Origin of the sequence: Lentilactobacillus farraginis DSM 18382 = JCM 14108, assembly GCF_000583655.1 — a bacterium.
In the GTDB taxonomy this organism is placed as follows: domain Bacteria; phylum Bacillota; class Bacilli; order Lactobacillales; family Lactobacillaceae; genus Lentilactobacillus; species Lentilactobacillus farraginis.
On record NZ_BAKI01000037.1, the window covers coordinates 1 to 25,221 of the forward strand.

Annotated in this window: 14 protein-coding genes, 8 tRNA genes, 6 pseudogenes and 1 riboswitch; all 28 genes and pseudogenes read right to left on the reverse strand. The window is 43.5% G+C overall.

From position 1 onward, the window contains the following. Positions 1-69: 69 nt before the first annotated feature. Positions 70-3,740, reverse strand: a pseudogene (rpoC, locus tag JCM14108_RS10680) (DNA-directed RNA polymerase subunit beta'). An 18-nt stretch (positions 3,741-3,758) separates the two neighbouring features. Further along, entirely contained in the window at positions 3,759-7,385 is a 3,627-nt protein-coding gene (gene rpoB / locus JCM14108_RS10685) for a DNA-directed RNA polymerase subunit beta (protein WP_035180778.1), read from the reverse strand. Positions 7,386-7,610: 225 nt separating this feature from the next. Continuing rightward, positions 7,611-10,106: an ATP-dependent Clp protease ATP-binding subunit gene (locus tag JCM14108_RS10690; protein ID WP_035180779.1), complete on the reverse strand. Its 2,496-nt coding sequence runs from the start codon at positions 10,104-10,106 to the stop codon at positions 7,611-7,613. 15 nt (positions 10,107-10,121) lie between these two features. After that, positions 10,122-10,589 carry a CtsR family transcriptional regulator gene (locus tag JCM14108_RS10695; protein ID WP_035180780.1) on the reverse strand — a complete coding sequence of 156 codons (468 nt, stop codon included), beginning with the start codon at positions 10,587-10,589 and terminating at the stop codon, positions 10,122-10,124. A gap of 198 nt (positions 10,590-10,787) precedes the next feature. Further along, positions 10,788-10,861, reverse strand: a tRNA-Pro gene (locus tag JCM14108_RS10700). A 62-nt stretch (positions 10,862-10,923) separates the two neighbouring features. Next, a tRNA-Pro gene (locus tag JCM14108_RS10705) sits at positions 10,924-10,997 on the reverse strand. A gap of 35 nt (positions 10,998-11,032) precedes the next feature. Further along, positions 11,033-11,106 (reverse strand) — tRNA-Arg (locus JCM14108_RS10710). Between the two features lie 48 nt (positions 11,107-11,154). Next, a tRNA-Gly gene (locus JCM14108_RS10715) sits at positions 11,155-11,226 on the reverse strand. A gap of 4 nt (positions 11,227-11,230) precedes the next feature. Next, positions 11,231-11,304: transfer RNA gene (locus JCM14108_RS10720), tRNA-Thr, on the reverse strand. A gap of 19 nt (positions 11,305-11,323) precedes the next feature. After that, positions 11,324-11,405, reverse strand: a tRNA-Leu gene (locus JCM14108_RS10725). A gap of 19 nt (positions 11,406-11,424) precedes the next feature. Then, positions 11,425-11,497, reverse strand: a tRNA-Lys gene (locus JCM14108_RS10730). Positions 11,498-11,499: 2 nt separating this feature from the next. Beyond that, positions 11,500-11,572 (reverse strand) — tRNA-Val (locus JCM14108_RS10735). Between the two features lie 490 nt (positions 11,573-12,062). Beyond that, positions 12,063-13,345 (reverse strand): annotated as a pseudogene (serS, locus tag JCM14108_RS10740) (serine--tRNA ligase). 310 nt (positions 13,346-13,655) lie between these two features. After that, positions 13,656-14,294 (reverse strand): deoxynucleoside kinase, encoded by a 639-nt coding sequence (locus JCM14108_RS10745; protein WP_035180781.1) that lies wholly within the window; start codon positions 14,292-14,294, stop codon positions 13,656-13,658. A gap of 82 nt (positions 14,295-14,376) precedes the next feature. Continuing rightward, complete coding sequence (locus JCM14108_RS10750; RefSeq protein ID WP_035180782.1) at positions 14,377-15,423, reverse strand: tagatose 1,6-diphosphate aldolase; 1,047 nt, start codon at positions 15,421-15,423, stop codon at positions 14,377-14,379. Positions 15,424-15,556: 133 nt separating this feature from the next. Then, a pseudogene (locus tag JCM14108_RS10755) lies at positions 15,557-17,040 on the reverse strand (amino acid permease). Positions 17,041-17,136: 96 nt separating this feature from the next. Continuing rightward, a riboswitch (Lysine riboswitch) is annotated at positions 17,137-17,315 on the reverse strand. A gap of 82 nt (positions 17,316-17,397) precedes the next feature. Then, positions 17,398-17,901: a GNAT family N-acetyltransferase gene (locus JCM14108_RS10760; RefSeq protein WP_035180784.1), complete on the reverse strand. Its 504-nt coding sequence runs from the start codon at positions 17,899-17,901 to the stop codon at positions 17,398-17,400. Positions 17,902-17,954: 53 nt separating this feature from the next. Continuing rightward, positions 17,955-18,644, reverse strand: coding sequence for a phosphatase PAP2 family protein (locus JCM14108_RS10765; RefSeq protein ID WP_035180786.1), 690 nt, complete (start codon positions 18,642-18,644; stop codon positions 17,955-17,957). 196 nt (positions 18,645-18,840) lie between these two features. Further along, positions 18,841-19,788, reverse strand: a complete 948-nt coding sequence (locus JCM14108_RS10770) for a DUF4097 family beta strand repeat-containing protein (protein ID WP_035180787.1) — start codon at positions 19,786-19,788, stop codon at positions 18,841-18,843. Beyond that, positions 19,785-20,417, reverse strand: a complete 633-nt coding sequence (locus JCM14108_RS10775) for a DUF1700 domain-containing protein (RefSeq protein WP_035180788.1) — start codon at positions 20,415-20,417, stop codon at positions 19,785-19,787. Before JCM14108_RS10775 ends, JCM14108_RS10770 begins: the two co-directional genes overlap by 4 nt. Further along, positions 20,410-20,730 (reverse strand): PadR family transcriptional regulator, encoded by a 321-nt coding sequence (locus tag JCM14108_RS10780; RefSeq protein ID WP_035180790.1) that lies wholly within the window; start codon positions 20,728-20,730, stop codon positions 20,410-20,412. The genes JCM14108_RS10775 and JCM14108_RS10780 overlap by 8 nt, the downstream gene beginning before the upstream one ends. A 215-nt stretch (positions 20,731-20,945) precedes the next feature. Further along, on the reverse strand, positions 20,946-21,422 hold the full coding sequence (locus tag JCM14108_RS10785; protein WP_035180791.1) for a threonine/serine exporter family protein: 477 nt from the start codon (positions 21,420-21,422) through the stop codon (positions 20,946-20,948). Between the two features lie 14 nt (positions 21,423-21,436). Next, positions 21,437-22,211, reverse strand: a pseudogene (locus JCM14108_RS10790) (threonine/serine exporter family protein). 70 nt (positions 22,212-22,281) lie between these two features. Next, positions 22,282-22,928 (reverse strand): annotated as a pseudogene (locus tag JCM14108_RS10795) (metal-dependent transcriptional regulator). A gap of 43 nt (positions 22,929-22,971) precedes the next feature. After that, positions 22,972-23,885, reverse strand: a pseudogene (locus tag JCM14108_RS10800) (cation diffusion facilitator family transporter). A 395-nt stretch (positions 23,886-24,280) separates the two neighbouring features. Further along, on the reverse strand, positions 24,281-24,502 hold the full coding sequence (locus JCM14108_RS10805; RefSeq protein ID WP_035180792.1) for a MerR family transcriptional regulator: 222 nt from the start codon (positions 24,500-24,502) through the stop codon (positions 24,281-24,283). 75 nt (positions 24,503-24,577) lie between these two features. After that, a complete protein-coding gene (locus tag JCM14108_RS10810; protein WP_035180793.1) occupies positions 24,578-24,976 on the reverse strand; it encodes a hypothetical protein in 399 nt (132 codons plus the stop codon). A gap of 19 nt (positions 24,977-24,995) precedes the next feature. Beyond that, positions 24,996-25,145 carry a hypothetical protein gene (locus JCM14108_RS14840; protein WP_169790413.1) on the reverse strand — a complete coding sequence of 50 codons (150 nt, stop codon included), beginning with the start codon at positions 25,143-25,145 and terminating at the stop codon, positions 24,996-24,998. Positions 25,146-25,221 lie beyond the last annotated feature (76 nt).

Below are 25,221 nucleotides of genomic sequence, written 5' to 3' on the forward strand. Positions count from 1 at the left end.
AATTTTATGTACTGTTAAAAGGGGTATCGGCAAACGCCGATACCCCTTTTAACAACAAAAACTTATTATTTACTTGGTTGTCTTGGTTGGATTACTCTTTTTGGCATCTTCAGCTTTCATTTTTTCTTCAAGCTCACTAATGGAATAAACACCATCAGTGGAAGAACCGCCAATTTCTTCCGGCTTGATTCCACGGTAATCCGGCATACCGGTACCAGCAGGAATCAATTTACCAATAATAACATTTTCTTTCAAACCAACCAGCGGATCATTCTTACCACGAATAGCAGCGTCGGTAAGAACCCGAGTTGTTTCCTGGAATGAGGCAGCAGACAAGAAACTATTTGTTTCAAGAGCGGCTTTGGTAATTCCAAGCAGCACTGGCCGGGCAGTTGCCGGAATACCACCGGAAATAACCGTGTCAGCATTGCTGCTTCTGAAATCGTTAATATCCATTAACGTACCAGGAAGTACATCAGTATCACCCGGATCCATGATTCGAACCTTTCGAAGCATTTGTCGAATCATGATTTCCACGTGCTTATCAGCCACTTCCACACCTTGCATTCGGTAAACTTTTTGAACTTCATGCAAGAGGTAATTTTCAGTTGAAAGAACATCGCGAACCTTCAAAAGTTCCTTTGGATCAACAGAACCTTCATTCAGTGCAGAACCACGGTGAATGAAATCACCTTCTGCAACTCTCATTCGGGCAGTGATTGGCACCGTATAAGTCCGGGTATCCGCCTCACCTTTAACCGTAATCTCTTTGGTTCTTTCAGCCGGATTCTCTTCAATTGATTCAATTGTTCCCGTTACTTCACTAATCTCAGCTTTACCTTTTGGATTCCGGGCTTCAAAAATTTCTTGAACTCGTGGCAATCCTTGAGTGATATCAGCGTTACCGGCAACACCACCGGTATGGAAGTTCCGCATAGTCAACTGCGTACCAGGTTCACCGATTGATTGGGCAGCAACCGTTCCAACAGCTTCACCAACTTCAACTTCATCGCCGGTAGCCATGTTTCGACCGTAGCACTTCTCGCAAACACCATGAACGGTATTGCAAGTAAAGGCTGATCGAATGGTTACTTCTTTGATCCCCAATTCATCAATCTTTTGGGCTTGGTCTTCATTAATCATCGTTTGGGCCGGAACAATTACGTCACCGGTCTGAGGATTCTTAACCGTCTTCAATGCATAACGACCAACAATCCGATCATAAAGCGGTTCAATCATTTCATTACCTTCAGTGATCGCACTGATGGTAAGGCCACGATCGGTGCCACAATCCTTCTCACGGACAATAACATCCTGAGCCACATCAACCAATCGACGGGTCAAGTATCCTGAGTTGCAGTCTTAAGCGCCGTATCAGTCATTCCTTTACGGGCACCATGGGTAGAAATAAACATTTCCAAAACAGAAAGTCCCTCACGGAAGTTTGACGTAATCGGCAATTCCATGATTTCACCGTTAGGAGCAGCCATTAAGCCACGCATACCGGCTAATTGCGTAAAGTTTGAAATATTTCCACGGGCTCCGGAATCACTCATCATATAGATTGGGTTTTGCGGATCCTGTGCTTCCATCAAACGTTTTTGAATATCATCTTTAGCATCGTTCCAAATACCGATGACCCGTTCATAACGTTCATGGTCGGTAATCAAACCACGTCGGAACTGCTTGGTAACCATTTCCACTTTCTTGTGGGCACCATCGATAATTTCCTGCTTGTCTGGCAGTTCCGTAATATCCGAAATTCCAACTGTCAAACCGGACTTGGTCGATTCATCATAACCCAGGTCTTTCATTCGATCCAGGAAGAGTGACGTTTCGGTAACCTTATAAATCTTATAAACCTGCGCGATAATATCACTCAAGAAGCCCTTCTTGAAAGGCGGTACCAATTCGGCATTTTGAAGATGTTCATGAATATCTTCACCTGCTTCCAGGAAGTACTTGTCGTCAACGAACCCATTAATATTGGTTTCGGTAGGTTCATTAATATACGGGAAGTCCTTCGGTAAAATTCGATTAAAGATAACTTTTCCAACGGAAGTTACCAGAATCTTGCCAAGCTGTTCTTTGGTAAACGACTTATCAGGATAAGCAGCAGCTTTGATCCCGATTCGGGTATGCCAGTGAACAATCCCATTTCTGAAAGCCAGGCCAACTTCATCAGGTGAATTGAAGATCATCCCTTCACCTTCACGGCCCTTTTCTTCCATCGTCAGGTAATAGTTCCCAATAACCATATCTTGTGATGGCGTTACAACCGGCTTACCATCCTTAGGCGCAAGAATATGACCGGCAGCCAGCATTAGGAGACGTGACTCAGCCTGAGCTTCGTCTGACAGCGGCACGTGAATCGCCATTTGATCCCCATCAAAATCGGCATTATAAGCTTCGCAGACCAGCGGATGCAATCGCATCGACTTACCACTTACCAAAACCGGTTCAAATGCTTGAATTCCCAAACGGTGAAGTGTTGGGGCCCGGTTTAATAGAACCGGGTGTTCTTTAATAACATCTTCCAAAACATTGAAGACATCGTCATCCTGACGCTCAATCTTTCGTTTGGCATTCTTAATGTTAGAAGCCAATTTGCGGCCAACCAGTTCCTTCATAATAAACGGCTTGAATAATTCCATAGCCATTGGAACCGGCAACCCCATTTGGTTCATCTTAAGACTTGGGCCAACATCAATAACTGAACGACCGGAGTAGTCAACCCGCTTACCAAGCAAGTTTTGACGGAAACGTCCCTGCTTACCTTTCAGCATGTGTGACAAGGACTTAAGCGGACGATTACCAGGGCCGGCAACCGGACGGCCACGACGACCATTATCAATCAGAGCATCAACAGCTTCTTGAAGCATCCGTTTTTCATTTTGAACAATGATTCCGGGTGCGTTCAAATCAAGCAGCCGCTTCAATCGGTTGTTACGGTTGATTACCCGACGATACAAATCGTTTAAATCAGAAGTGGCAAAACGGCCACCTTCCAATTGAACCATCGGCCGTAAGTCAGGCGGAATAACCGGAATCGTATCAAGGACCATCCAAGAAAGCTTATTGCCGGACTGCACAAAGGCCTCCAAGATATCCAAACGACGAACTGCCCGGGTCCGCTTTTGACCGGTTGCATTCTTCAATTCATCTTTTAATTCATTTACTTCCTTGGCAACATCAACATCATTCAACAATGTTTTAATTGCTTCGGCACCAATCTGAGCCTCAAAACGAGGGCCATATTCGGTCTTCTTTTCACGATATTCACGTTCTGAAAGTAATTGTTTTTTCTCCAATGGTGTATTACCGGAATCAATAACCACGTATGAAGCAAAGTAAATAATTTCTTCCAAAGCACGCGGACTCATGTCAAGAACAAGTCCCATTCGACTCGGGATTCCTTTAAAGTACCAAATATGGGTAACCGGAGCTGCCAATTCAATGTGGCCCATTCGTTCACGACGAACCTTGGAACGGGTAACTTCAACGCCACATCGGTCACAGACAATTCCCTTGTATCGAATCCGCTTGTACTTACCACAAGCACATTCCCAGTCTTTTGTCGGACCAAAAATTCGTTCATCAAACAAACCGTCTTTTTCCGGTTTTAACGTTCGATAATTGATGGTTTCCGGCTTTTTAACTTCGCCGTAAGACCAACTTCGAATTTTGTCGGGAGAGGCTAGCCCAATTTGCATACTTTCGAATTTATTAACATCGACCACTAGTTTGACCTCCCATGATTAGTCATTACTATTGTTTACATTGGTTGGTTTGGTTGGCTGATCGGCAGCTTCTTGTTTATCAGAAGTTGTTTCAGTCGAACCGGTTTTTTGTGAATCTTTTTTATCAGATTTCTTGCTCAGGGCATCAACGTTGACAACATCGTCATCATCGTCAAGGTCCCGCAGCTCGATTTCTTTGTGACTGTTATCCAGAACTTTCATGTCAAGACCCAGTGATTGCAATTCCTTTACCAGAACCCGGAATGATTCCGGAACACCCGGCTTAGGAATTGGTTCACCTTTAACAATTGCTTCGTAGGTCTTAACCCGGCCAACAACGTCATCGGATTTGTAAGTTAAAATTTCCTGAAGTGTATAGGCAGCACCATAAGCTTCAAGTGCCCAAACTTCCATTTCACCAAAACGCTGACCACCAAATTGTGCTTTACCACCAAGTGGTTGTTGCGTAACAAGTGAGTAAGGTCCAATTGAACGGGCATGAATCTTATCATCAACCATGTGGGCTAATTTCAGATAATGCATGACCCCAACGGCAATTGGCTTATCAAATGGTTCACCGGTTCGGCCGTCATAAAGAATGTATTTACCATCCTTTGGCATGCCGGCTTCGCGAACAGCGTTCCAAATGTCCTTATCAGTTGCCCCATCAAAAACCGGTGTTGCAACGTGAATACCAAGCTTTCGAGCAGCCATTCCCAAATGAAGTTCCAAAACCTGACCAATATTCATTCGTGAAGGCACACCCATTGGACTCAACATGATATCAACCGGCGTTCCGTCTGGTAAGAATGGCATATCCTCTTCCGGAATAACAACCGAAACAGTCCCTTTGTTACCATGACGACCGGACATTTTATCACCGACTTGAATCTTACGCTTCTGGGCAATATAAACCCGAACCATCTTGTTAACACCTGGTGACAATTCGTCGCCGTTTTCACGGGTGAAGACTTTGACATCTTGAATAATGCCGCCGCCACCATGAGGAACTCTTAATGAAGTATCTCGAACTTCTCGTGATTTCTCACCAAAGATAGCATGAAGCAATCGTTCTTCGGCAGATAACTCAGTGACTCCTTTAGGCGTTACTTTACCAACCAGGATATCACCATCGTGAACTTCCGCCCCGATGCGAATTGTCCCGCTGTCATCAAGGTTCTTCAGGGCATCTTCACCGACGTTGGGGATCTCACGAGTCATTTCCTCAGGTCCCAATTTGGTATCCCGAGTTTCCGATTCATATTCTTCAATATGAATTGACGTGTATACATCGTCTTTAACCAATCGCTCACTAATCGCGATGGCATCTTCGAAGTTGTATCCCTGCCAAGTCATGAAGGCAACGATTGGATTTTGACCGAGCGCTAACTCGCCGCCCTCCATTGATGGACCATCAGCTAATACTTCATCAGGATCAACGTGATCGCCAACTCGGACAATCGGACGTTGGTTGTAGTTCTTACCACCGTTTGAACGACGGAATTTCATCAGCTTATACTTATCAAGCGTTCCATCATCACGACGAATTCTGATTTCGCGAGCATCAACGTATTCAACTGTTCCGGCAAACTTGCAGATCAGTGCAACCCCGGAATCATGAGCTGCTTTATATTCAATCCCCGTTCCAACAAGTGGTGCGTGCGGATTAACCAAAGGAACCGCCTGACGCTGCATGTTGGCACCCATTAAGGCACGGTTGGAATCATCGTTTTCCAAGAAAGGAATACATGCCGTCGCAACCGCGACAACTTGTTTAGGAGAAACATCCATATAATCAACTTTATCGATACCGATTTCAATGTTGTTTGACTTGTGACGGGCCATAACCACGTTATTAACAAACGAGCCATCGTCATTCAATGGTGAGTTGGCCTGCGCAATAACAAAGTTATCTTCTTCATCAGCCGTCAAATAATCAATTCGGTCGGTAACTTTATGCGTTGTCCAATCAACCCGTCGATATGGTGTCTCAATAAAGCCATATTTATTAACCCGGGCGTAACTGGACAAACTGTTGATCAACCCGATGTTTGGTCCTTCGGGTGTTTCAATCGGACACATCCGGCCATAGTGGGTATAGTGAACATCTCGGACTTCATAACCGGCACGATCACGCGTTAAACCACCAGGTCCAAGAGCTGACAGCCGACGCTTATGCGTTAATTCACCAAGCGGATTGGTTTGATCCATAAATTGTGACAATTGTGATGAACCAAAGAATTCCTTAATTGAAGCAACCACTGGCCGAATATTGATTAATTGCTGTGGCGTAACGGTTGACGTATCCTGAATTGACATTCTTTCACGAACAACCCGTTCCATCCGTGACAAACCAATTCGGAATTGGTTTTGCAATAATTCACCCACTGAACGAATTCGTCGGTTACCCAAGTGATCAATATCATCGGTTGAGCCAATGCCTTCCTGCAGGTTAAAGAAATAGTTCATCGAAGCAATAACGTCGGCTGGCGTAATATGCTTAAACTCGAGTGGAATATTATCATTACCAATTAACGGCACAACTTTTTCGGGATCCGTTACTGAGTAAACCTTAATAATTTGAACAGTCATTGGTTTCGTTACAACGGCTTCGTCGGAAGGATTAAAAGTGTAGGCCTTAAAATCATCCTGATCCAGGTAAGGTGCCAACTTTTTCATGACATCTTTGGTAATAACCGTGTCCTTTTGCACAATGACTTCACCGGTTTCCGGATCAGCAAGCGTTTCAGCCAAAGTCAGGCCCAAGAGGCGGTTCTTCAAGCTGAGCTTCTTGTTAGTCTTATAACGGCCAACCGGTGCCATATCATAACGCTTTGGATCAAAGAAGCGGGCTGTCAGCAGGCTTCTCGATGAATCAGCAGTTTTAGGTTCACCTGGCCGCAACCGTTCATAGATATCCTTCAGCGATTCTTCAACTCTTGAATCATCAGTGTCTTTATGAACATCTTTTTCAAGCGTTAATTCCAAACTGTCATTATTACCCAAAATATCGGTAATTTCACTGTCACTGCCAAAGCCCAAAGCTCTTACCAGTTCGGTCAGCGGAATCTTTCGAGTTCGGTCAATTCGAACATACGCGATATTCTTTGAGTCGGTTTCAAATTCCAGCCAGGCTCCCCGATTAGGGATTACCGTGGTGCCATATGAAATACGACCATTTTTATCAGTGTCTTCATGATAGTAGACACCGGGTGAACGGACCAATTGGGAAACAATAACCCGCTCAGCACCATTGATAATAAAAGTTCCTTGATCGGTCATTAATGGGAAGTCGCCAAAGAATACGTCTTGGGTTTTGATCTCATTGGTTTCATGATTGGTCAATTTCAGTGTGATATGAAGTGGTGCCGAATAATTTGCTTCATGTTCACGTGCCTCATCAACAGTGTACTTTGGTTCCAATAACTGATAATCCACAAACTCTAATGAAAGCTTCCCTTGGAAATCATCAATTGGCATAATCCCATCGAAGGTTTCGCGAAGTCCCTCTTTTAAAAACCAGTTGTAAGAATTAGTCTGGATTTCAATAAGGTTTGGGAGATCAAGCACTTCTTTAATCCGTGCGTAACTTCGTCGGGTACGGTGTTTTCCATATTTAACTAAGTGTCCTGCCAAGTTTTTCACCTCTCCAAAATTCCAGAATCGAAATATTACGTTTTGATTACAATTGCCCTTTTTAACTGATTTTTGGCAAAAAAAATCCAAAAACAAGCTCAACTTGCTTTTGGTTTTTTATGCAGGTTAATCCGGACAATAGATCGCATTAACCATTTCGATTCACAACAAATACAGTTAAGACTATACCAACTAATGACACAGTTGTCAAATAAAAGTCTTCTGAATCATATTTTATTTTTTATTATCAACTAAGGTTTGTCGATTAGGCTTCTTAACAGAAATTGTGATCTGGTTATTCCGACCACCAACCGTGACGGAATCACCGGGTACAATTTCCTTTGAAAGTAACTTGGCGCTCAGGTTATCCTCAAGTTCCGTTTGAATTGCCCGCCGAATTGGACGTGCACCATATTGCGGATCAAAGCCGACCTTCGAAATGATGCCAATTGCCGTCTTGGTAACCTTAATATCAATCCCCTGATCATGAATTCGTTTAATAACCGGCTTGGTCATCAGTTTAACAATCTGATCAAGTTCAGCTTTGGTTAAGGAGTGGAAGATAACGACTTCATCAATTCGGTTCAAAAATTCTGGACGGAAGCGTTGTTTCAGTGCTGCTTTGATTGTATCCTTCATTGCACCGTAATCTTCCTTGGTGTCCTCTTGGCCAAACCCAACCGTCTTCTTATCCCGAAGCGTTGTCGCACCAAGATTGGAAGTCATGATGATAACCGTATTTCTAAAGTCGATCTTTCGACCTTTGGAATCTGTCAGGTAACCATCGTCCAAAACTTGAAGCAACAAGTTGAAAACATCCGGATGGGCTTTTTCAACTTCATCAAATAAGACAACTGAATAAGGCTTTTGACGAACTTTTTCAGTCAACTGACCGCCTTCGTCATAACCAACGTACCCTGGAGCCGACCCGATCAAACGACTGGTTGAGTACTTTTCCATATACTCACTCATATCAACTCTGATCATGTCTTCCTCAGAACCAAAGACCGCTTCGGCCACTGCTTTTGCAAGCTCGGTTTTACCAACACCGGTAGGCCCCAGGAACATGAATGAACCAATTGGACGGTTAGGGTCTTTCAAACCACTTCGAGCCCGCCGAATCGATCGTGATACCGCCGAAATGGCTTCTTCCTGACCAACAACCCGTTGATGGAGAACAGACTCCAAATTAACTAAACGATCTGCCTCGGATTTGCTTAAACGGGTAACCGGAATACCAGTCCACTCAGCAACAATTTGCGCAATATCCTGACTGGTTTCCTTAACCGGGTAATGTGCATCATTGTCATCCTCAGGTGCCTCATCCTGCTTTGTTAAGGTATCCTGAAGTTTATTTGCCTGTTTACGGATTTTGGAAGCTTTCTCATAATCCTGGGCAACCAATGCTTCGTTCAATTGGTCGAGCAGGTCTGATAGTTCCTTATGATCATCGACTACATCAGAATTTTGCAAATGGTCAATTCGAACTTTGGCCGCCGCTTCGTCCATTAAATCAATCGCCTTATCCGGCAGGAACCGGTCACTAATATAACGGTTGGACAAATTAACGGCTGTCTGAATCGCCTCATCGGTAATTTCAACGTGATGATGTTGTTCGTACTTTGGCCGCAAACCTTTTAGAATTTGAACTGTTTCATCAGAAGTTGGTTCGTCAACCATTACTTTGGCAAACCGACGTTCCAAAGCAGCGTCCGACTCAATATACTTTTGATATTCATCAAGCGTTGTCGCACCAATCAACTGCAATTCTCCACGAGCCAAGGCAGGCTTTAAAATATTGGAAGCGTCAATTGCGCCTTCAGCCCCACCGGCGCCAATCAGGGTATGAAGCTCATCAATAAAGAGAATGATGTTGCCATCTTGGTAAATTTCTTCAATGACTTTCTTCAGTCGGTCTTCAAATTCACCACGGTACTTGGTGCCGGCAACCAACGAGCCCATATCAAGCATCATTAATCGCTTATTTACCATATCACCCGGTACATCACCGTTAACAATTCTTTCCGCCAAACCTTCTGCGATGGCTGTTTTACCAACGCCGGGTTCACCGATTAAAACCGGATTATTTTTAGTCCGCCGAGCCAGAATTTGAACAACTCGCTTAACTTCCAGATCACGACCAATGGTTGGGTCCAAACGATTTTCACGAGCCATTTCCGTTAAATCACGAGCCAATGAATCAATCGTTGGTGTCTTACTGTCCTTTTGCTTGGACGGCCGGGCACCACGCTTATTCGTCGCCATGTTGGAAGCCATTGAACCACCGCTAATACCCATTTTTCTCAGCGTTACTTTTCGAATTTGCGATAAGTCAAGGCCCAGGTTAATCAGAATTCTCGAAGAAAGGATGGTTTCATCCGTTAACAGTGAAAGCAAAATGTGCTCGGTGCCAACTTTTGGAACCCCATTTTTCTTGGCAAATTCACCTGCTTGTGCCAATACTTCTTTGGCCTTGGGAGAGTATGGTAAATAATCGTTACTGCTAAGATCCTTTAAATTACCATACCCGGCAAAGCGTTCTACTTCTTCTGTAATATCTTCCGCAGTCACTGAGAACTGTTGAAGAGCTTTATATGCGATTCCGTTGGTTTCAATCAGTAGACCTAGTAACAGGTGCTCAGTACCGATAGCTTGGTGCTTGAATTTCTTTGCCTGTTCCTGAGCAATGGTTAAAACGTTCTTAGCGCTTGGAGTGAATAAATTATTCATAGATACCCTCGCTTTCTATCGTTCATAACGCAAACGATTTAATATTGATATCATGATGTTTGCCCGCATAATATCAGTTAAATCACTATTGTTAAGGTCAATTGCATCTTTATCAATCGCTGCCAAAATAATTCCTACTTCGCGACGATTAATTAAGTCATTATTATATAACGTTTGAACGATCGTTTCACTATCTCTTTTCGACAATCGATTGCCAATTGCGTCAATGAGTGAATTCAACACGTCAATGTCATCTAATAAATGAACTTTTTCTATTCTAATGTAGCCGCCACCACCCCTTTTACTTTCAACAATGTATCCATTTTGAATTGTAAAACGTGTGTTGATCACGTAATTAATCTGCGACGGAACAACGTCAAATAATCCGGCGATTTCCGATCGACGAATCTTAACCTGTTCGTTATCGGCGAGTATTTCCTTTAAGTAACGTTCAATTAAATCAGAAATGTTTTCGTCGGCCATAATCTCACCCAATTCTTTGACTAATATTGACTTTAATTATACGAAGAAAGTGAGAAAATGCAAAGAAAAGGATTCGCCGTTTAACTAAAAGACTCCCAACCGGTTGCGTAACATTACCAAGTTAGGAGTATTTTATATAACATTATGGAAGAAAAATCAACTCTAATCCCGATAATCGAGAAAAAAGAGCCAAAAAAATCGGGAAAACAAGATTTGAACTTGCGACCCCTACGTCCCGAACGTAGTGCTCTACCAAGCTGAGCTATTTCCCGATAATCAATTATTTAGTTAACATTAATAATATATCACAAACCAAGGGCCTGTGACAAAAAAATCGGGAAGACAGGATTCGAACCTGCGACCCCCTGGTCCCAAACCAGGTGCTCTACCAAGCTGAGCTACTTCCCGAAAAGATAATTCCAAGAAAGAACGGCAATAAAAAATGCACCCAGTAGGAGTCGAACCTACAACCTTCTGATTCGTAGTCAGACACTCTATCCAGTTGCGCTATGGGTGCATAATAATATTAAATTTAAGTATCTCGATGCTTCCACAATATCGAGGAAGCGGAAGACGGGATTCGAACCCGCGACCCCCACCATGGCAAGGTGATGTTCTACCACTGAACTACTTCCGCAAAATGCCGACTAGACGATTCGAACGCCCGACCTCTTCATTACTAGTGAAGCGCTCTAACCAACTGAGCTAAGTCGGCAGGATATATAATGGTTCTATGCGGGCGAAGGGATTCGAACCCCCACGTCATAAGACACTAGAACCTAAATCTAGCGCGTCTGCCAGTTCCGCCACGCCCGCATTGTATAAAAACTGGCAATGAGCCGTGGCAGTCTCGAACTGCCGACCCTCTGATTAAAAGTCAGATGCTCTACCAACTGAGCTAACGGCTCAATGGAGGATACAGGGATCGAACCTGTGACCTCCTGCTTGTAAGGCAGATGCTCTCCCAGCTGAGCTAATCCTCCATGAAATTAATCATGAATCCATATGTTGTTGGTAGTTACATCATCAAAACAACTATTAAATTTTACCATTAATACTCAAACGAAGTCAAGCAGTAATTTTTAAATTAATCAGCCGATTGATAACTATCGAAAGCGTTTAGTAAATTTCCGACAAGAAATATTATAGCGTATTTTATTGATCTTTACCAGCAGAATTTTTAAATTCAGCAATTTTTTTATTGTTTCCTGATACGTCGCCCTTTAAACTGGTTCAGTTTATAAAAAGGGGCCGAAACAGTAATCTGCTTCGGCCCCAACGCTTCCTTTCAACAAGCCTGTAGCTTGGCTCGTATTCAAGAACTGGGGAAAACCATTAACCAATCACAAAGAGAGGGGGATCTCATTGCAATCATGCTGTAACCCAAGCACTTGGATCTATTTCGGCTTTTGCTTTGGGTTACATAAATTAAATACGTCAAAAGGCTCCCCGGATTTTTTATTATTTTACTTTTTATTGCTGCTTTTCAATCTTGGTCTTGCCATGCATGTACGGACGCAGAACCTCCGGAATCGTTACCGACCCATCTTCATTTTGATAATTCTCCAAGATTGCGGCTACCGTCCGACCGACTGCCAGCCCCGAACCGTTTAAGGTGTGAACATAATGCAGTTTACCGTCTTCATCCCGATACTGAATGTGCGATCGACGTGCTTGAAAATCGGTTGTATTTGAACAACTGGAAATCTCTCGGTACTTATCCTGAGCCGGGAACCAGACTTCCAAATCATGAGTCATTGCCGCCGTGAAGCTCATGTCACTAGTTGTCAGCGTAATTACGTGATAAGCCAGCCCCAGCTTCTTTAAATTTTCTTCCGCCTGATGCGTAATTTGTTCCAATGCATCCCATGAATCTTCCGGTTTGGTAAACTTCACCATTTCAACCTTATTAAATTGGTGCAGTCGAATCAACCTTTGGTATCCCGACCGGCACTACCGGCTTCCGAACGAAAAGCCGGTGTTAAAGCTGTAAAGGAAACCGGGAGTTTTTCTTCTGGAATCACCTCATTACGATAATAATTAACCAGTGGCACTTCGGCAGTCGGAATCATCGTTAAATCCGTCCCGGTAATTTCGTAGCCGGCTTTATTTTCTAAGAACTTAGGGAACTGGCCCGTGCCATACATCGAATCATCATTAACCATATATGGTGGAATAACTTCCTGATATCCGGCTGCCGTATTTTGATCCAAATAGAAATTATAAACCGCCCGTTCAAGCAGTGCACCATCACCAATGTAGTAAACAAACCGACTGCCGGATACTTTGGCAGCTCGTTCAAAATCCAAAATGCCTAAATCCTCGCCAATATCCCAGTGCTGTTTTGGCTCAAAGTCAAACGACGGAATCTGACCGACTTTTCTAAGCTCGACCGCGCCTTCTTCAGTCAGTGAAACCGGCACATTATCAGCTGGAATATTCGGCAAATGGGCGGCTAAATTATTTTCGTCTTCTTCAATTTGACGAAGCTGCTCATCCAACTCCTTAATTGTTTGCCCCGTTTTCTTCATTTCGGCAATTGCTTCGGAAGCGTCCTGCTTGCTTCGCTTCAACTGCGAGATTTTGTCAGAAACATCGTTTCGAGTTGCCTTTAACGATTCTGATTTGACAATCAAGTCTCGTCTTTTGGCATCCAAATCCAACAGTTGATCAATTGTTTCCGCCTTAATCCCCCGGGTTGCCAATTTTTTCTTTGTAAACTCCGGATCTTTTCGAATCTTTTTTATATCCAGCATTATGCTTCTCCTCCTCGTTATCCATTAAACGCTGTTAATATTAGTAGCTGACAATTACAGCACAAAAAAAGAACCCCTCATCACTGGGACGAAGGATTCTTTTCGCGGTACCACCCAAGTTCTCGACATAGCCGAGCTCTCAAAGTATGGTAACGGCATACGGCCGTGCGGCATTACCCGCCCGTTTCCTTGTGCTGGAATATTCGATGACAATTCACACCAACCATTGCCTCTCTGAAATCTACTAAATAGGCACAAAACGTTTTAATCTGACTTGATTATAACCAATCCATTTTCAAATCACAAGCCATCAAATTGCTAATTGACTTAATTTCTCATCAATCAAATTAAAAACGGCCTGTTTGTCAGCATCATTTTCCACGAAATCAAGCTGATCGCCATTAATCTGCATTTTAGCCGATTTATCATAATGCCGATACCAGCTTTGATAACGCTGATTCAAGTCCTTGTAATATTGGTATAATCCCGGATCGCTGTCGATCTGTTCATAAGGTCGGCCCCGCTTTTTAATTCGGTTTAACATTGTTTCAAAAGAAATATTAATATGAATCAGCAAATCGGGATTCTTACTGTGAGAAGCGTGTGGCAATTCCTGCATCATATTTTGAAGCAGCGAATCATAAATATCGACTTCCGTTTCAGTTGCCCGACCAAGGTCGGCATTCAAGTGAAACAGCAATGAATCCTCAAAAATCGACCGATCCAAAATACTTTCTTCATCTTGCCAGGCTCGCTTTATGTCGGCCATGCGCCGGTTTAAAAAGTCGATTTGCAGCAAAAACGCGTATTTCTTCGGATTTTTATAGAAAAGCGGCAGAATCTGATTATTATCAACCGATTCGTAATAAGCCGGCTTATCAAGATGTTTTGCCAGCATTTGCGTCAACGACGTTTTTCCGGCACCAATGGTTCCTGCTAAAACAAGCATGTTGAAATCCCCTTATTCATTTTAATAACAGCACAATATATTGTACTAGTTCTAAATGTCGGGCGCAACATCTGGTAATTATTTATTGCAAATCGGAAATATCAACCACTTCGATATTGTCTTTACCACCATAAGCTTCAAACCACGGTGTCGCATTTTCGCCAAGGATTTTGGTTAACTCGGTAACATTTCTGGTTCCTTTATGTTCCAGCCAGTCAACCAAGCCGGCCTCTCCGTCGCGAACAAATATCTCGACGCCGTCAATCCAAGTTGCCCGGCCACTTAAGACACCGTTAAAGGCAGCACCGGCACTACCGGCAAGCTTTAGTTCACGTTGAAAAACGTCGGTCGGCACTCCCGCGCTAAGAAAAATAAACGGTCGACTAGCCGCATCGCTCAACTGCTTAAGGTAGTCTTTAGCTTGTTCCTCGGTATAGGCTGATTCAGTCGTGTCGCTATTCCACCCTGCAATATAGGTCGGGTTAAACGGTACTTCCATCTTCAAAACATCAATATGATACTTATCCTTGGTAAACTCCTTCATTGCGCGAAGTACAAAGTCGGGCTTCTCTTTGGCAAACGCCAATGATTTACTATCATATTTATCATCATAGGTAACGATTTCCAAGAAAGTCGGTGTTTGAGCCGCCAAGCCTTCCGTTCCATAGCGTTCAGCAAATGCCTTTTTCTGATCGTTAATCTCATCGGGATCGTCCGGATTAAAATACAATAACACTTTTAAAGCGTCTGCACCTTTTGAAACCATAATTTGGGCAGACTGATCCGGAATCAAGCTCGGCAGGCGGCCGGGTTCATTTGCATCATAGCCGGTTTTTTCGTAAGACATAATCAACCCGGTATCCGCTGCTTTGGCCGCAATCCCTTTAAAGCCCATTTGTTCGTCTAACAGAACAGCAGAACTTAAAGGACTCAGTACGCGGGAAACCGTTTCTTTAAAATCATAAACCATTTTCATACTGAAAAGCTTTCCGTATTTTTCGGAAGCTTTTTTCATCATCTTAACAAGTGATCCACGTTGATCTAACGCCAATGCATCGACTATTCCGTCATTAGTCGTTAATTTCAACATTCTTTCATACTTACCCTTTGAAAGGCGTTTTTTCGTCATCAATATCACCTCATATTTTTAATAGACCAATTTTTAAATTTCATTCGTTTATTATACGCTGTTGCCCGTATTCTGTACAATAAAAAAATTGGGCCGCCCTTTTCAATGGATAGCCCAATCTTTTGAAAAATAATCATTTTTCATTTAATTTTGATAAATCCTCTTCCTCATGGGATGGGGAAACGTCGACCTTTTCAAGTGGAATGATTTTCGTATGCTTTTTCAACTTATAGCCAATGTAAAGAACCAATACCAACGGCACACTCATATAAGTAACCAAAATCTGTTTCCAATCAAAGTGTAAGAAAGCACTCGGATTTTGACCAACAATAACCAAGATACATAAAATCAGACAAAGGATTGGTCCAAACGGAAATAGCTTAGCATGATATTTCAGCTCTTTCAAATCGTGTCCCTGCTTGACAAAGGCCCGCCTAAAGCGATAGTGCGAGATGGCAATCCCAAACCAGGCAATAAAGCCGGTTAAACCAGAAGCTGCCACCAACCACATATAAATCTTCGGTCCGGCAATACTTGAAATAAACGTTAGAAGCGAAACAACCGTGGTTGCGATCAACGCGTAATACGGGATCCCGTTCGGCGCCGTCTTCCCAAACTTTTTCGGTGCATAACCACTGTTTGAAAGCGAGTAAAGCATTCGTGTCGAAGCATACATACCAGAATTGGCCGAGGAAATGACGGAGGTCAAAATAACCGCGTTCATCACACTTGCGGCCGCTGCCAGACCGGCTCGCTGAAAGACCAGGGTAAATGGACTGATCGCAATATCGGTTGTACTCGACCCCAAAAGTGAATGACTGGTGTAAGGAATAATGGCTGCAATTACAAAAATTGTCAGGATGTAAAAGAGAATAATTCGCCAAAAGACTTCGTTAATGGCTTTTGGAACACTGTGCTGCGGATCCTGTGATTCACCAGCCGTAATCCCAACCAATTCGGTTCCTTGAAATGAAAAACCGGCGACAACAAAGACGCTCAGGATTGCCGGAAAACCACCGACAAACGGGGCTTGTTTGATTGTAAAGTTTCGCAAGCCGATAAAATGACCGCCCATAATCCCGAAGATTGTCAAACAGCCAATCCCAAGGAAAATAATAATCGTAACGACTTTGATCAGGGACATCCAAAACTCGGTTTCGCCAAATGCCCGCACGGACATCGCATTAATCAATAAAATTAATGCCAAGGCAATGGCACTCCAAATCCATTGCGGCACGTTAGGAAGCCAGAAGCCATTACCAAAGCGGCAGTACTGATATCAACCGCAACTGTAATTGCCCAGTTAAACCAGTAGTTCCACCCCATCGCAAATCCCAACGCCGGGTCCACGTACTTTGCCGAGTAAGCAGCAAACGATCCGGAAATCGGCATGTTCGTGGCCATTTCCCCCAAACTGGTCATTAGGAAGTAAACCATCATCCCCATAAAGAAGTAAGCTGTCAGGGCACCCAGCGGCCCAGCCTGCGAAATTGCTGATCCACTGGCAACAAACAGGCCGGTTCCAATACAGCCGCCAAGGGCAATCATCGACACGTGCCGTGCCTTAAGCCCCCGCTTTACCTGGCCGTTGCTGTCGCCATTTCCATTTTCATTCATCATCTAAAACCTCGTCTCTTATATTTATCATCAAATCAGACCACAAAAAAAGCTCTTTCAAATATATTGAAAGAGACCATAAGTGTTTTTTCACAACATCTTGATAGCTCCCCGCAACACGCCTGCTGCGACAGTCCTTAACCTGTTAAATTAAGTCCCAACGAACAGTCAGAAAAGTAACTGCCCATTTCGGCATTCATCCCTTTTTACTTCAGTCGCCACTTCTTTTCAAGTTCCTGAAATATACTCTTAATGAATGCGCCTCTACTCGAATACATTGATTTATCTGATTATTTACTTTTTTAACACTAAGAATTGTAACTCAAATCGCCACTTCTGACAACAAAGCCGGCTCGCCTACTTCAGTTCAAGTTCAAAAATCGCTTTTCTGCGGCCGACAATCGGATCCCGCAGTTCCGCCTTGAATCTAAAATGCAGGCGTTTTAAAAGCGCAAGTGATTGTTGATTATCCGTGAAGACTTCGGCAATTAACGAACGAATCTCCGAGGCAGACCGGAGTACCGGCAGCAGACCCGTTATGGCCTCGCTCATATAACCGGTATGCCAACAATCCGGCGCCAAAAAATAGCTGATTTCAAAATGATTGGGATCCGGTCGACCACCCCGGCCGACCCGTTCGAACAATAAAATGGCACCAATCAATTTGGAGCCCCGAAAAATGCCAAGCGTGCCAGAGGCCTTCAGTTGACGTTTTAACGCACTTTGAATCATTTGGGGATTACTGATCAAATCGAATCCGGCCCCGCTGGCAACTTCCTTATGTGCCGTTAAAGCCGCGTATTCAGTATAATCATTTAAATCAAGTCGGCGAATCGCCAGACGTTTGGTATAAATTGTCAATTGCAGGACCTCTCAAAAACATTAACACCGACAATTACTTATCTCAGACGCAGTTAAACCTTTGTGTTAACAACGAATCGGAACCGGGCAACTTGTGGTGCGTACTTCACGTAAAACATTTCCGATATCAACAGCCAACTATAGCCAACCAGGCAGCCACCCAACGTATCCGTGGGATAGTGGGCGTTTAGATAAACCCGGGAAAACATCACCAGAATAATAACCAAGCCGACTAGGATTCGCAGTACAACCCGAAGTGACGCCTGCCTAATCAGAGGTATGACCGCGATCCACAAGACTGCCATCAGTAAAAAGACCCCGAGTACGTGGCCACTGGGATAACTAAAGCCGTTATCAGCGCCCAGGTGAAGCGGCGGCCGGTGACGTTTCACCAGGTGCTTAACGACAAAACCGACTATGTCGCCGCCTCCCAGAGTAAATAACGCCCATAATGCCGGCACCTTATATTTAAATCCCCACAGGAAAAAGGCAATCACAAAGACCCACAGGATATCCATTTTGGGGCTCGCAAAAAATGATACCCCCGTATATATTTTCTCTAAAAGCTCGCTTGGTGCCTTTCCTTGGATTGCAGTCGTGAAAATTGAATCTAAAAATTGCAAGTAATCAAAATTAAACGCGACTGAAATTGATAACAACAGGGTGATGATGATGCTGACCAGCAGCTTAAACGCCCGGTTCACATCCTTATCAATCATCATGTAGCCTTCGTTCCCTAACATCTTCAACAATCCTCTCTACGAAATAAATATCAGTTTTGAGTATATCACATCCACCGCCGCCTTTTTTTCAAGCTGCCAAATTTTCCAATCTCTTAAAGTTCCACCAAATTGAAAGCCATCGGCAGCCGGCACCAATTAAAAAAGATTGGCAGCCAATCCAAGTGCCAACCTCTTAACACGCCGGTTTATCATTCAGTTAGTCAATCGTAATATCGCCGCCGTCAGTTGATAAACTATAGGAAACCCGGGCCTCTTTATCCAAATTCCAAGCATGCGTATCCCGACCAAACAATTCATGGTCGCCACCGTCAGCCGTTGCCGTAACCTTGGCCTTATCCGGTTCAAGAATCCGGCCATCAATATCGCCACCCGCCGTTTCAGCGGATAAGTGGGTGTTGATTTGGTTATTACTAAAGGAAATATCGCCGCCCTGGGTAATCAGTGAAACTGTTGAAAAATGACTGCTATTCAATGAAATATCACCGCCATCCGAAGATAAATCGCTGGTACCGTCACTAAAACGGCAATGATGTAATTCAATGTCGCCACCCTCACTGCTTTGCGAGATTGCCGGCGCTACTACCCGACTCAACGCGACATCACCACCGTCACTGTTGATGTCCAAAGTCGACTTCAACCGTACGCTTTGCATGTTCACATCGGCACTGCCACGCATTTGAAACCGTTTCAGGGTTAAATTGTTGAGCGAGACTTCATCATCAAACCGGCCACTAATTTGACTAACCTTATTTTTCTTTGGCAATGTCACAACTGTGGTCCCATAATCATCTTCCTCATCTGAATCGACATCAAAGCCGATCCGCCAAGTGTGGTGATTGATTTTAGAGTGAATGGCCAATTGATTGCCGGTCCGCTTGACTTTAGTGCCAGCTGGGTAGGTGACAGTTGGTTTAGCGACCTCACCAGTCCGAACTTCAACTTTATCACCAGTTGAAAAATCAATTTGCCTAAGATTATTGGTATATTCCCTTTGATAGGTCTTGGAAGAATGGCTGGTCCTGGCAACTTTAAAGCCACTGTGCTCCCAATAAACGGTTTTTAACCCGGAATGCCCCAGCGCAACAACGGCCAACAACACGCCAACAGCCATAGTGATCATACCGATAACAACGGTTCGTTTCATTTTCGCTGTCCCCTTTCATGCTTCTCAGCCCGATTTCTCGTGACCAGCTTATCGTACAGCCACTTTGAAAACAGGGTAATGCCATGGATAGTCCCGTCGAACAAGCTCTTAAAGGTTGGGATTAATACAATGACTGCCCCAATTGCAACCAGTCCAATACCTGAATAAAACATGCCGACCCAAAAATCACTGCCGACAACACTGATACCAGTCGCAAATGAGACCAAACCACCAAAGACAACGCCAAACCCAACGCCAAGAACTGCAAGCAAAACACTAATGGCAACTGCAACCACACCAATAAACAAGCCGATTGCCCCTAATGCCAATGGAATCGTAATCGGTGTTGATAAAACAGCCAGGACCATCAGCCAAATTGTTTTGACATCGTCACGGGGATGGCTGGTCCGATTACCGGAACGCGAAGCCGTGTTTAAATTTTTAATCGAGTAATCAGCCAAAACCTTTCGAGCCAATTGATGCGGCGTACCAAGCTCCCTGACACAATCGTTATAAGTCTTGAAATGGCCATCCTGTAAATACTCCGTATAAAAGTCCACCACGTCACTTCTTTCCTCAGCAGCCAGCTGTGTCAACAATGATTTTAACTCTTCAATATAGTCATTCATGACCCGAATCATCTCCCAACATTTGATCAACTCCCATTTTAAAATCCCGCCATTCGTTTTGAATAACCCGGTATTGCCGCTTGCCTTCAGCAGTAATTTGGTAGTAACGGCGATTACGCCCCTGATATGGCTCGTCGTAGGTGGTCAGTAATTGATTTTTTTTCAACCTGCGAAGGACCGGATACATTGTCGATTCCGAGACGGAAATAGATGCCTGCACCTTCTGAGTCAGCGCGTAACCGTAATAATCATTCTCCATTAACAGGCCAAGCACGCACCCGTCCAGCAGCTCCGAACTGATTTGAATTGCCATGCTATCACCTCTATAATACTATACAACGTATAATATGATTTCATAAACATAGTAATCGAGATCTCTTCACTTGTCAATACCAATCATCAGCCGGTTTCAGTAATCTCGCGACTAATCCAGCAAAAAAGGACTGAACAAAATTACGTTTGTCCAGTCCCACACGACGTTGTATGCTATTTCATTCATCCTGCACCAGTTTTCAACTGAGTCCAGTCTCAAAACTTTTTGAATTGTTTTAACTTCTTTAAATCACGTTCAAACCTAAGCCGGATTTTGTTAACCAGTTCAGCGACAATAAAGCCTAATGCAATCGAGCCGGCAATCCAAATAACCTCCGAAAGGTAGCTGAAAGCAGCCTGATAGCTGCCCATCGCAAAACTCTTGATCGCGTTATAGGCCTGCCCGCCCGGCACCAGTGGTACCAATCCTGGGACGTCAAACAAAATACTCGGCATTTTTTTCCAACGGGCAATAATCACCGAGGCAACCCCGATACACAAACCACCAAAAAAGTTGGCTGAACCAAGGCCGCCCCACGTGTTAATAATCACGTAATAAACCAGCCAGCCGATAAAGGCGTTAATCCCGGCAATGTTTAATGCCCTGTGCGGCAAATTCACGATCAGGCCAAAGCCGACGCCCGAAAGATAAACGCAAATACATTTTATGATAAAAAATTCTACCGGATTCATCTAAATTACCAACCTCACATAAAATGTAATGCAATCGCGACGCCAAAACCCAATGCGCAGGCGCTGATTAACGCCTCAATTCCCCGGGCCGGCCCACTGATCAAATTGCCGGATAACGCGTCTCGAACTGCGTTGGTTAGTGGGATTCCCGGCACCAGCGGCATCATCCCGCCAACTATAATATCATCAGCCTGCTTTCCCAAGCCGAGCTGAACGGATAAAATTGCCAAAGCCGCAACGCTGCCGCCGCCAAGAACTCACTCAAAAAGCGGATTTGCACGTAGATGTTTAAAAAGTACAAGACCGCCCAACCAACCATTCCGACTAAACAGGTAATCCAAAAGTCCGCCAAGTTGTTTCGAAAGACAACAATTAACGCACCGCTGACAATCCCGGCACAATCTCTTGGACCCATAGTGGAAACGTTCCGACAATTTCGTCAATATGAATCAGCTGATCGTAAAAATCGTCAATATCGATTTGCTTAGCCTCAAATCGCCGAGATAATTCATTCACTTTAGCTACTTTTTCCAAATCAAAGGACCGTTTATCAATCGCCCCAACCTGGGCACCAACGTCCGCTACGCCGCCGGACATAATAATCCCCGTAACAGTGACGTAAACCCGGGCTTTAGCCAAACCGGCGTTTCGAGCAATTCGTAAAATCGTATTGTTGACCCGGGTCATTTCCGATCCGGATTCAATCATAATCGTTCCCGCCAGAATACAGGTATCCAGCACCAGCTGATCATGCTGCCGCTTTTGTTCATACCTTTGTTCTTCATCCATTAAGCAACCCACCTTGGCATAGACGAATCAAAATTAAACAAGCCAGTCGTCCATAAAGTGCCCAGGGTGACTATTTTACAAAGACATAGTGGGCGGTTTTATAGCCAATCGTTAACTTCTTTTTATCCGTCAAATTTTGTGCAATTACGGACCCTTCAAACGGATCGTGAGAAGGATCTTTAGCCGATCGCCCAGGTCCAATTTAATGTCGCCCAACAGTGTCAGTAGATCATGATTATCAATAAACCGATTAACCACAACCTCTTCACCATCTTTAGCAGCCATCAATACTTTATCATGATCTTTCTCATAATGGCCATCTTTATCAGGAATAATGCCACCGTGGGGACATCTTTTGGGATGCCCCAAAAAGTCATCCAAATGATCAATCATTTTGTTACTGGTAACATGTTCCAGTTGTTCTGCCTCTCGATGGACATCCGGTAAATCAAAATGCAATACATTAATTAAAAAGGTTTCCCAGATTCGATGTTTCCGAACTAATTCTTCGGCATACCGAGTCCCGGAAGCCGTTAAGCGGACGCCGGAATACGGCTTGTGCGTAACCAGGTCTTCATCGACCATTTTATTAACCATTTCTGTAACCGAACCGGCAGCGATATCCAAACTAATCGCAATCTGTTTATTGCTGACTAATTTATTTGCACCACCGAGTTCAAAAATAATTTTTAAATAGTCTTCTTTCATTGGTGTCATTAAAATTAAAATCTCCTATATTCTATTCTTTAAGCTGACAGAATTACGGGATGTCGTTTCCTCGATCGTAAATCATATCTTCATTTTCGCCACGGGTTGTCTCGGCCTGAATCGTAACATGACACATATGATATTTGTTTTTCATCAGTTCGTCAATTTCGGTATAGATTTTTTGGGCCTCACTGATTTTCATATCGTGCATGTTAACATGGGCTGAAAAGATAACGTTGTGTTCATCAATCGACCATGCGTGAACATGATGAACACCAAAAACGCCATCAATTTTCAACAAGTCACGTTTAATTGCCGGATAATCCAGTGCGGGGGCCCCTGCATCAGAATCCGATAAGTCTGGCGAATAATCGGCATTGACTCATAAAAAATATACACAGCAACCAAAATTGTGACAATCGGATCAATCATAACCCAACCAAATATGTCAATTAGTATACCACCAATAATGATGGCAACCGATGACAACGCATCGCTAAGAATGTGCAGGTAAGTCGCCCGCATATTCAAGTTTCGCTTTGCGCCGGCATTTAATAAAAAGGCAGACGCAAAATTGGCAATTAATCCTATTATAGCAACAATTAACATTAAATTACCGTTAATTGTTTCCGGATGTGAAATCCGCTTAACTGCTTCAATAATCAAAAACACACAAATCAGACACAAGGCGATGGCGTTTAAGAAAGCGGCAATAATTTCCGCTCGCTTATAGCCAAAAGTATTCCGTTCATTTTGACGCTTTTTACTAATTCGATGTGCCGCATAGCTGAACGCAATTGAAAAAGAATCCCCCAAATTATGAAACGCATCGGAAATCAGTGATAGACTTCCAGACAGCGCACCGCCGACAAATTCGGCAATTGTGATAAAAACATTCAAAACCGTCACTAAAAGAAACCGGCGGCCACTCAGGACGTCGCGCTTTTGATGATCATTTCCCTCCATTAATCAACACTCCAATCTATGTATTATTATAACATTTGTAAATTAAAATTTCCATCTTTCCCAAAAATATTTTTAGGTATACAAAAACCACTGCCAAGTAGACTTGGCAGTGGCCATTCGGAAGAGCTGTCATCCCCGTTGGTTTTAACTAAATTTTAATTCGTTCATACCCGAAGACTGATCCAAATTTATCATTGGATACTCAAAGTGCTTAAGCGCACGATGGAACTCTTTGTTGTTATCATTACCTGCGTAATCCAACATCAATACAAACGAGAATCTAATTAACGACAAAAAAGGGTACAGCTCTCCCTATGCCTAGAATATCATCGTCTCCATGATTAAACAATTGTTTTGTCTATAATCTCAACAAAAGTATCACTGCAAATGCCGTTTTAAATATCGCAGCGCTCGATTAACTTTTTAACTTCCTGAATCGAGGAACCGTTTTGAATAAAGCAGTGGACCAAATCCACCCAATACATATCCCGATCGTCCAACGTTGTCCCACTTGCCAGGCTCGGCTTACTCGGGACCAGTCCTTCAGTAATGTAGTCAGCAATGACATCCGGTGTTACATTGAATTGCCTTGCTGATTCAGCTAATGAAAGTTCCATAATTATACCTCGAAAAGTTCAAAATTTAAGATCAGTTTAACAGGATTCAGGATAATTGCAACCGGTTTTGATTAATCAATCTTCAACCATTCGCCAATTTCCCTCTGCTGCCTTGGAAATCTGATTAATAAAGTGCAAAATTTTTGCTGCCCGATCCTTGTCATGGGTCGTCAGCAGGTTTAGCCCCTGACCCGTTAAAATCGGGTTGCTTAATGAGAAATCGGTCCCCTTTTTTTCACCGGTCGAAAATGCCAAGACCGTCTGGCCGGCTTCAATTTCCGTAATGATGAAAAACAAGCTGAAATCATCGTCGGCTTTCATATAAGCCGGCATGGCCCAGACACCGTCACTAATTTGAAGAAGTTCTTCGTTTTCAAAACGATAATCTTTATGATTGGCTTCAGTTACGGGTCGGTCCAATACAAACAGCATTTTATCAAAAACCGGGTTCCCTAATTTAATGTTGTCTTCCATGATAAGCTCCCTTTTATGATCAATTTTTATGGTGATGACCATGATGCTTATGATCTTTGTTGCTTGGCATTGACTGGGCTGCCAACAATGCGGCAGCGATAATCGCGATTGCCGTGTTGGCGGCAATTGACACAATACTAATGGTAGCCGTAGCCGTATTTTTCTTCATTTCTTATTATCTCCATCTCAAATGTCAAAGCTCAATTATAGCAAATTAAGCTTGAATTACAATCCCTAAGAAGCAA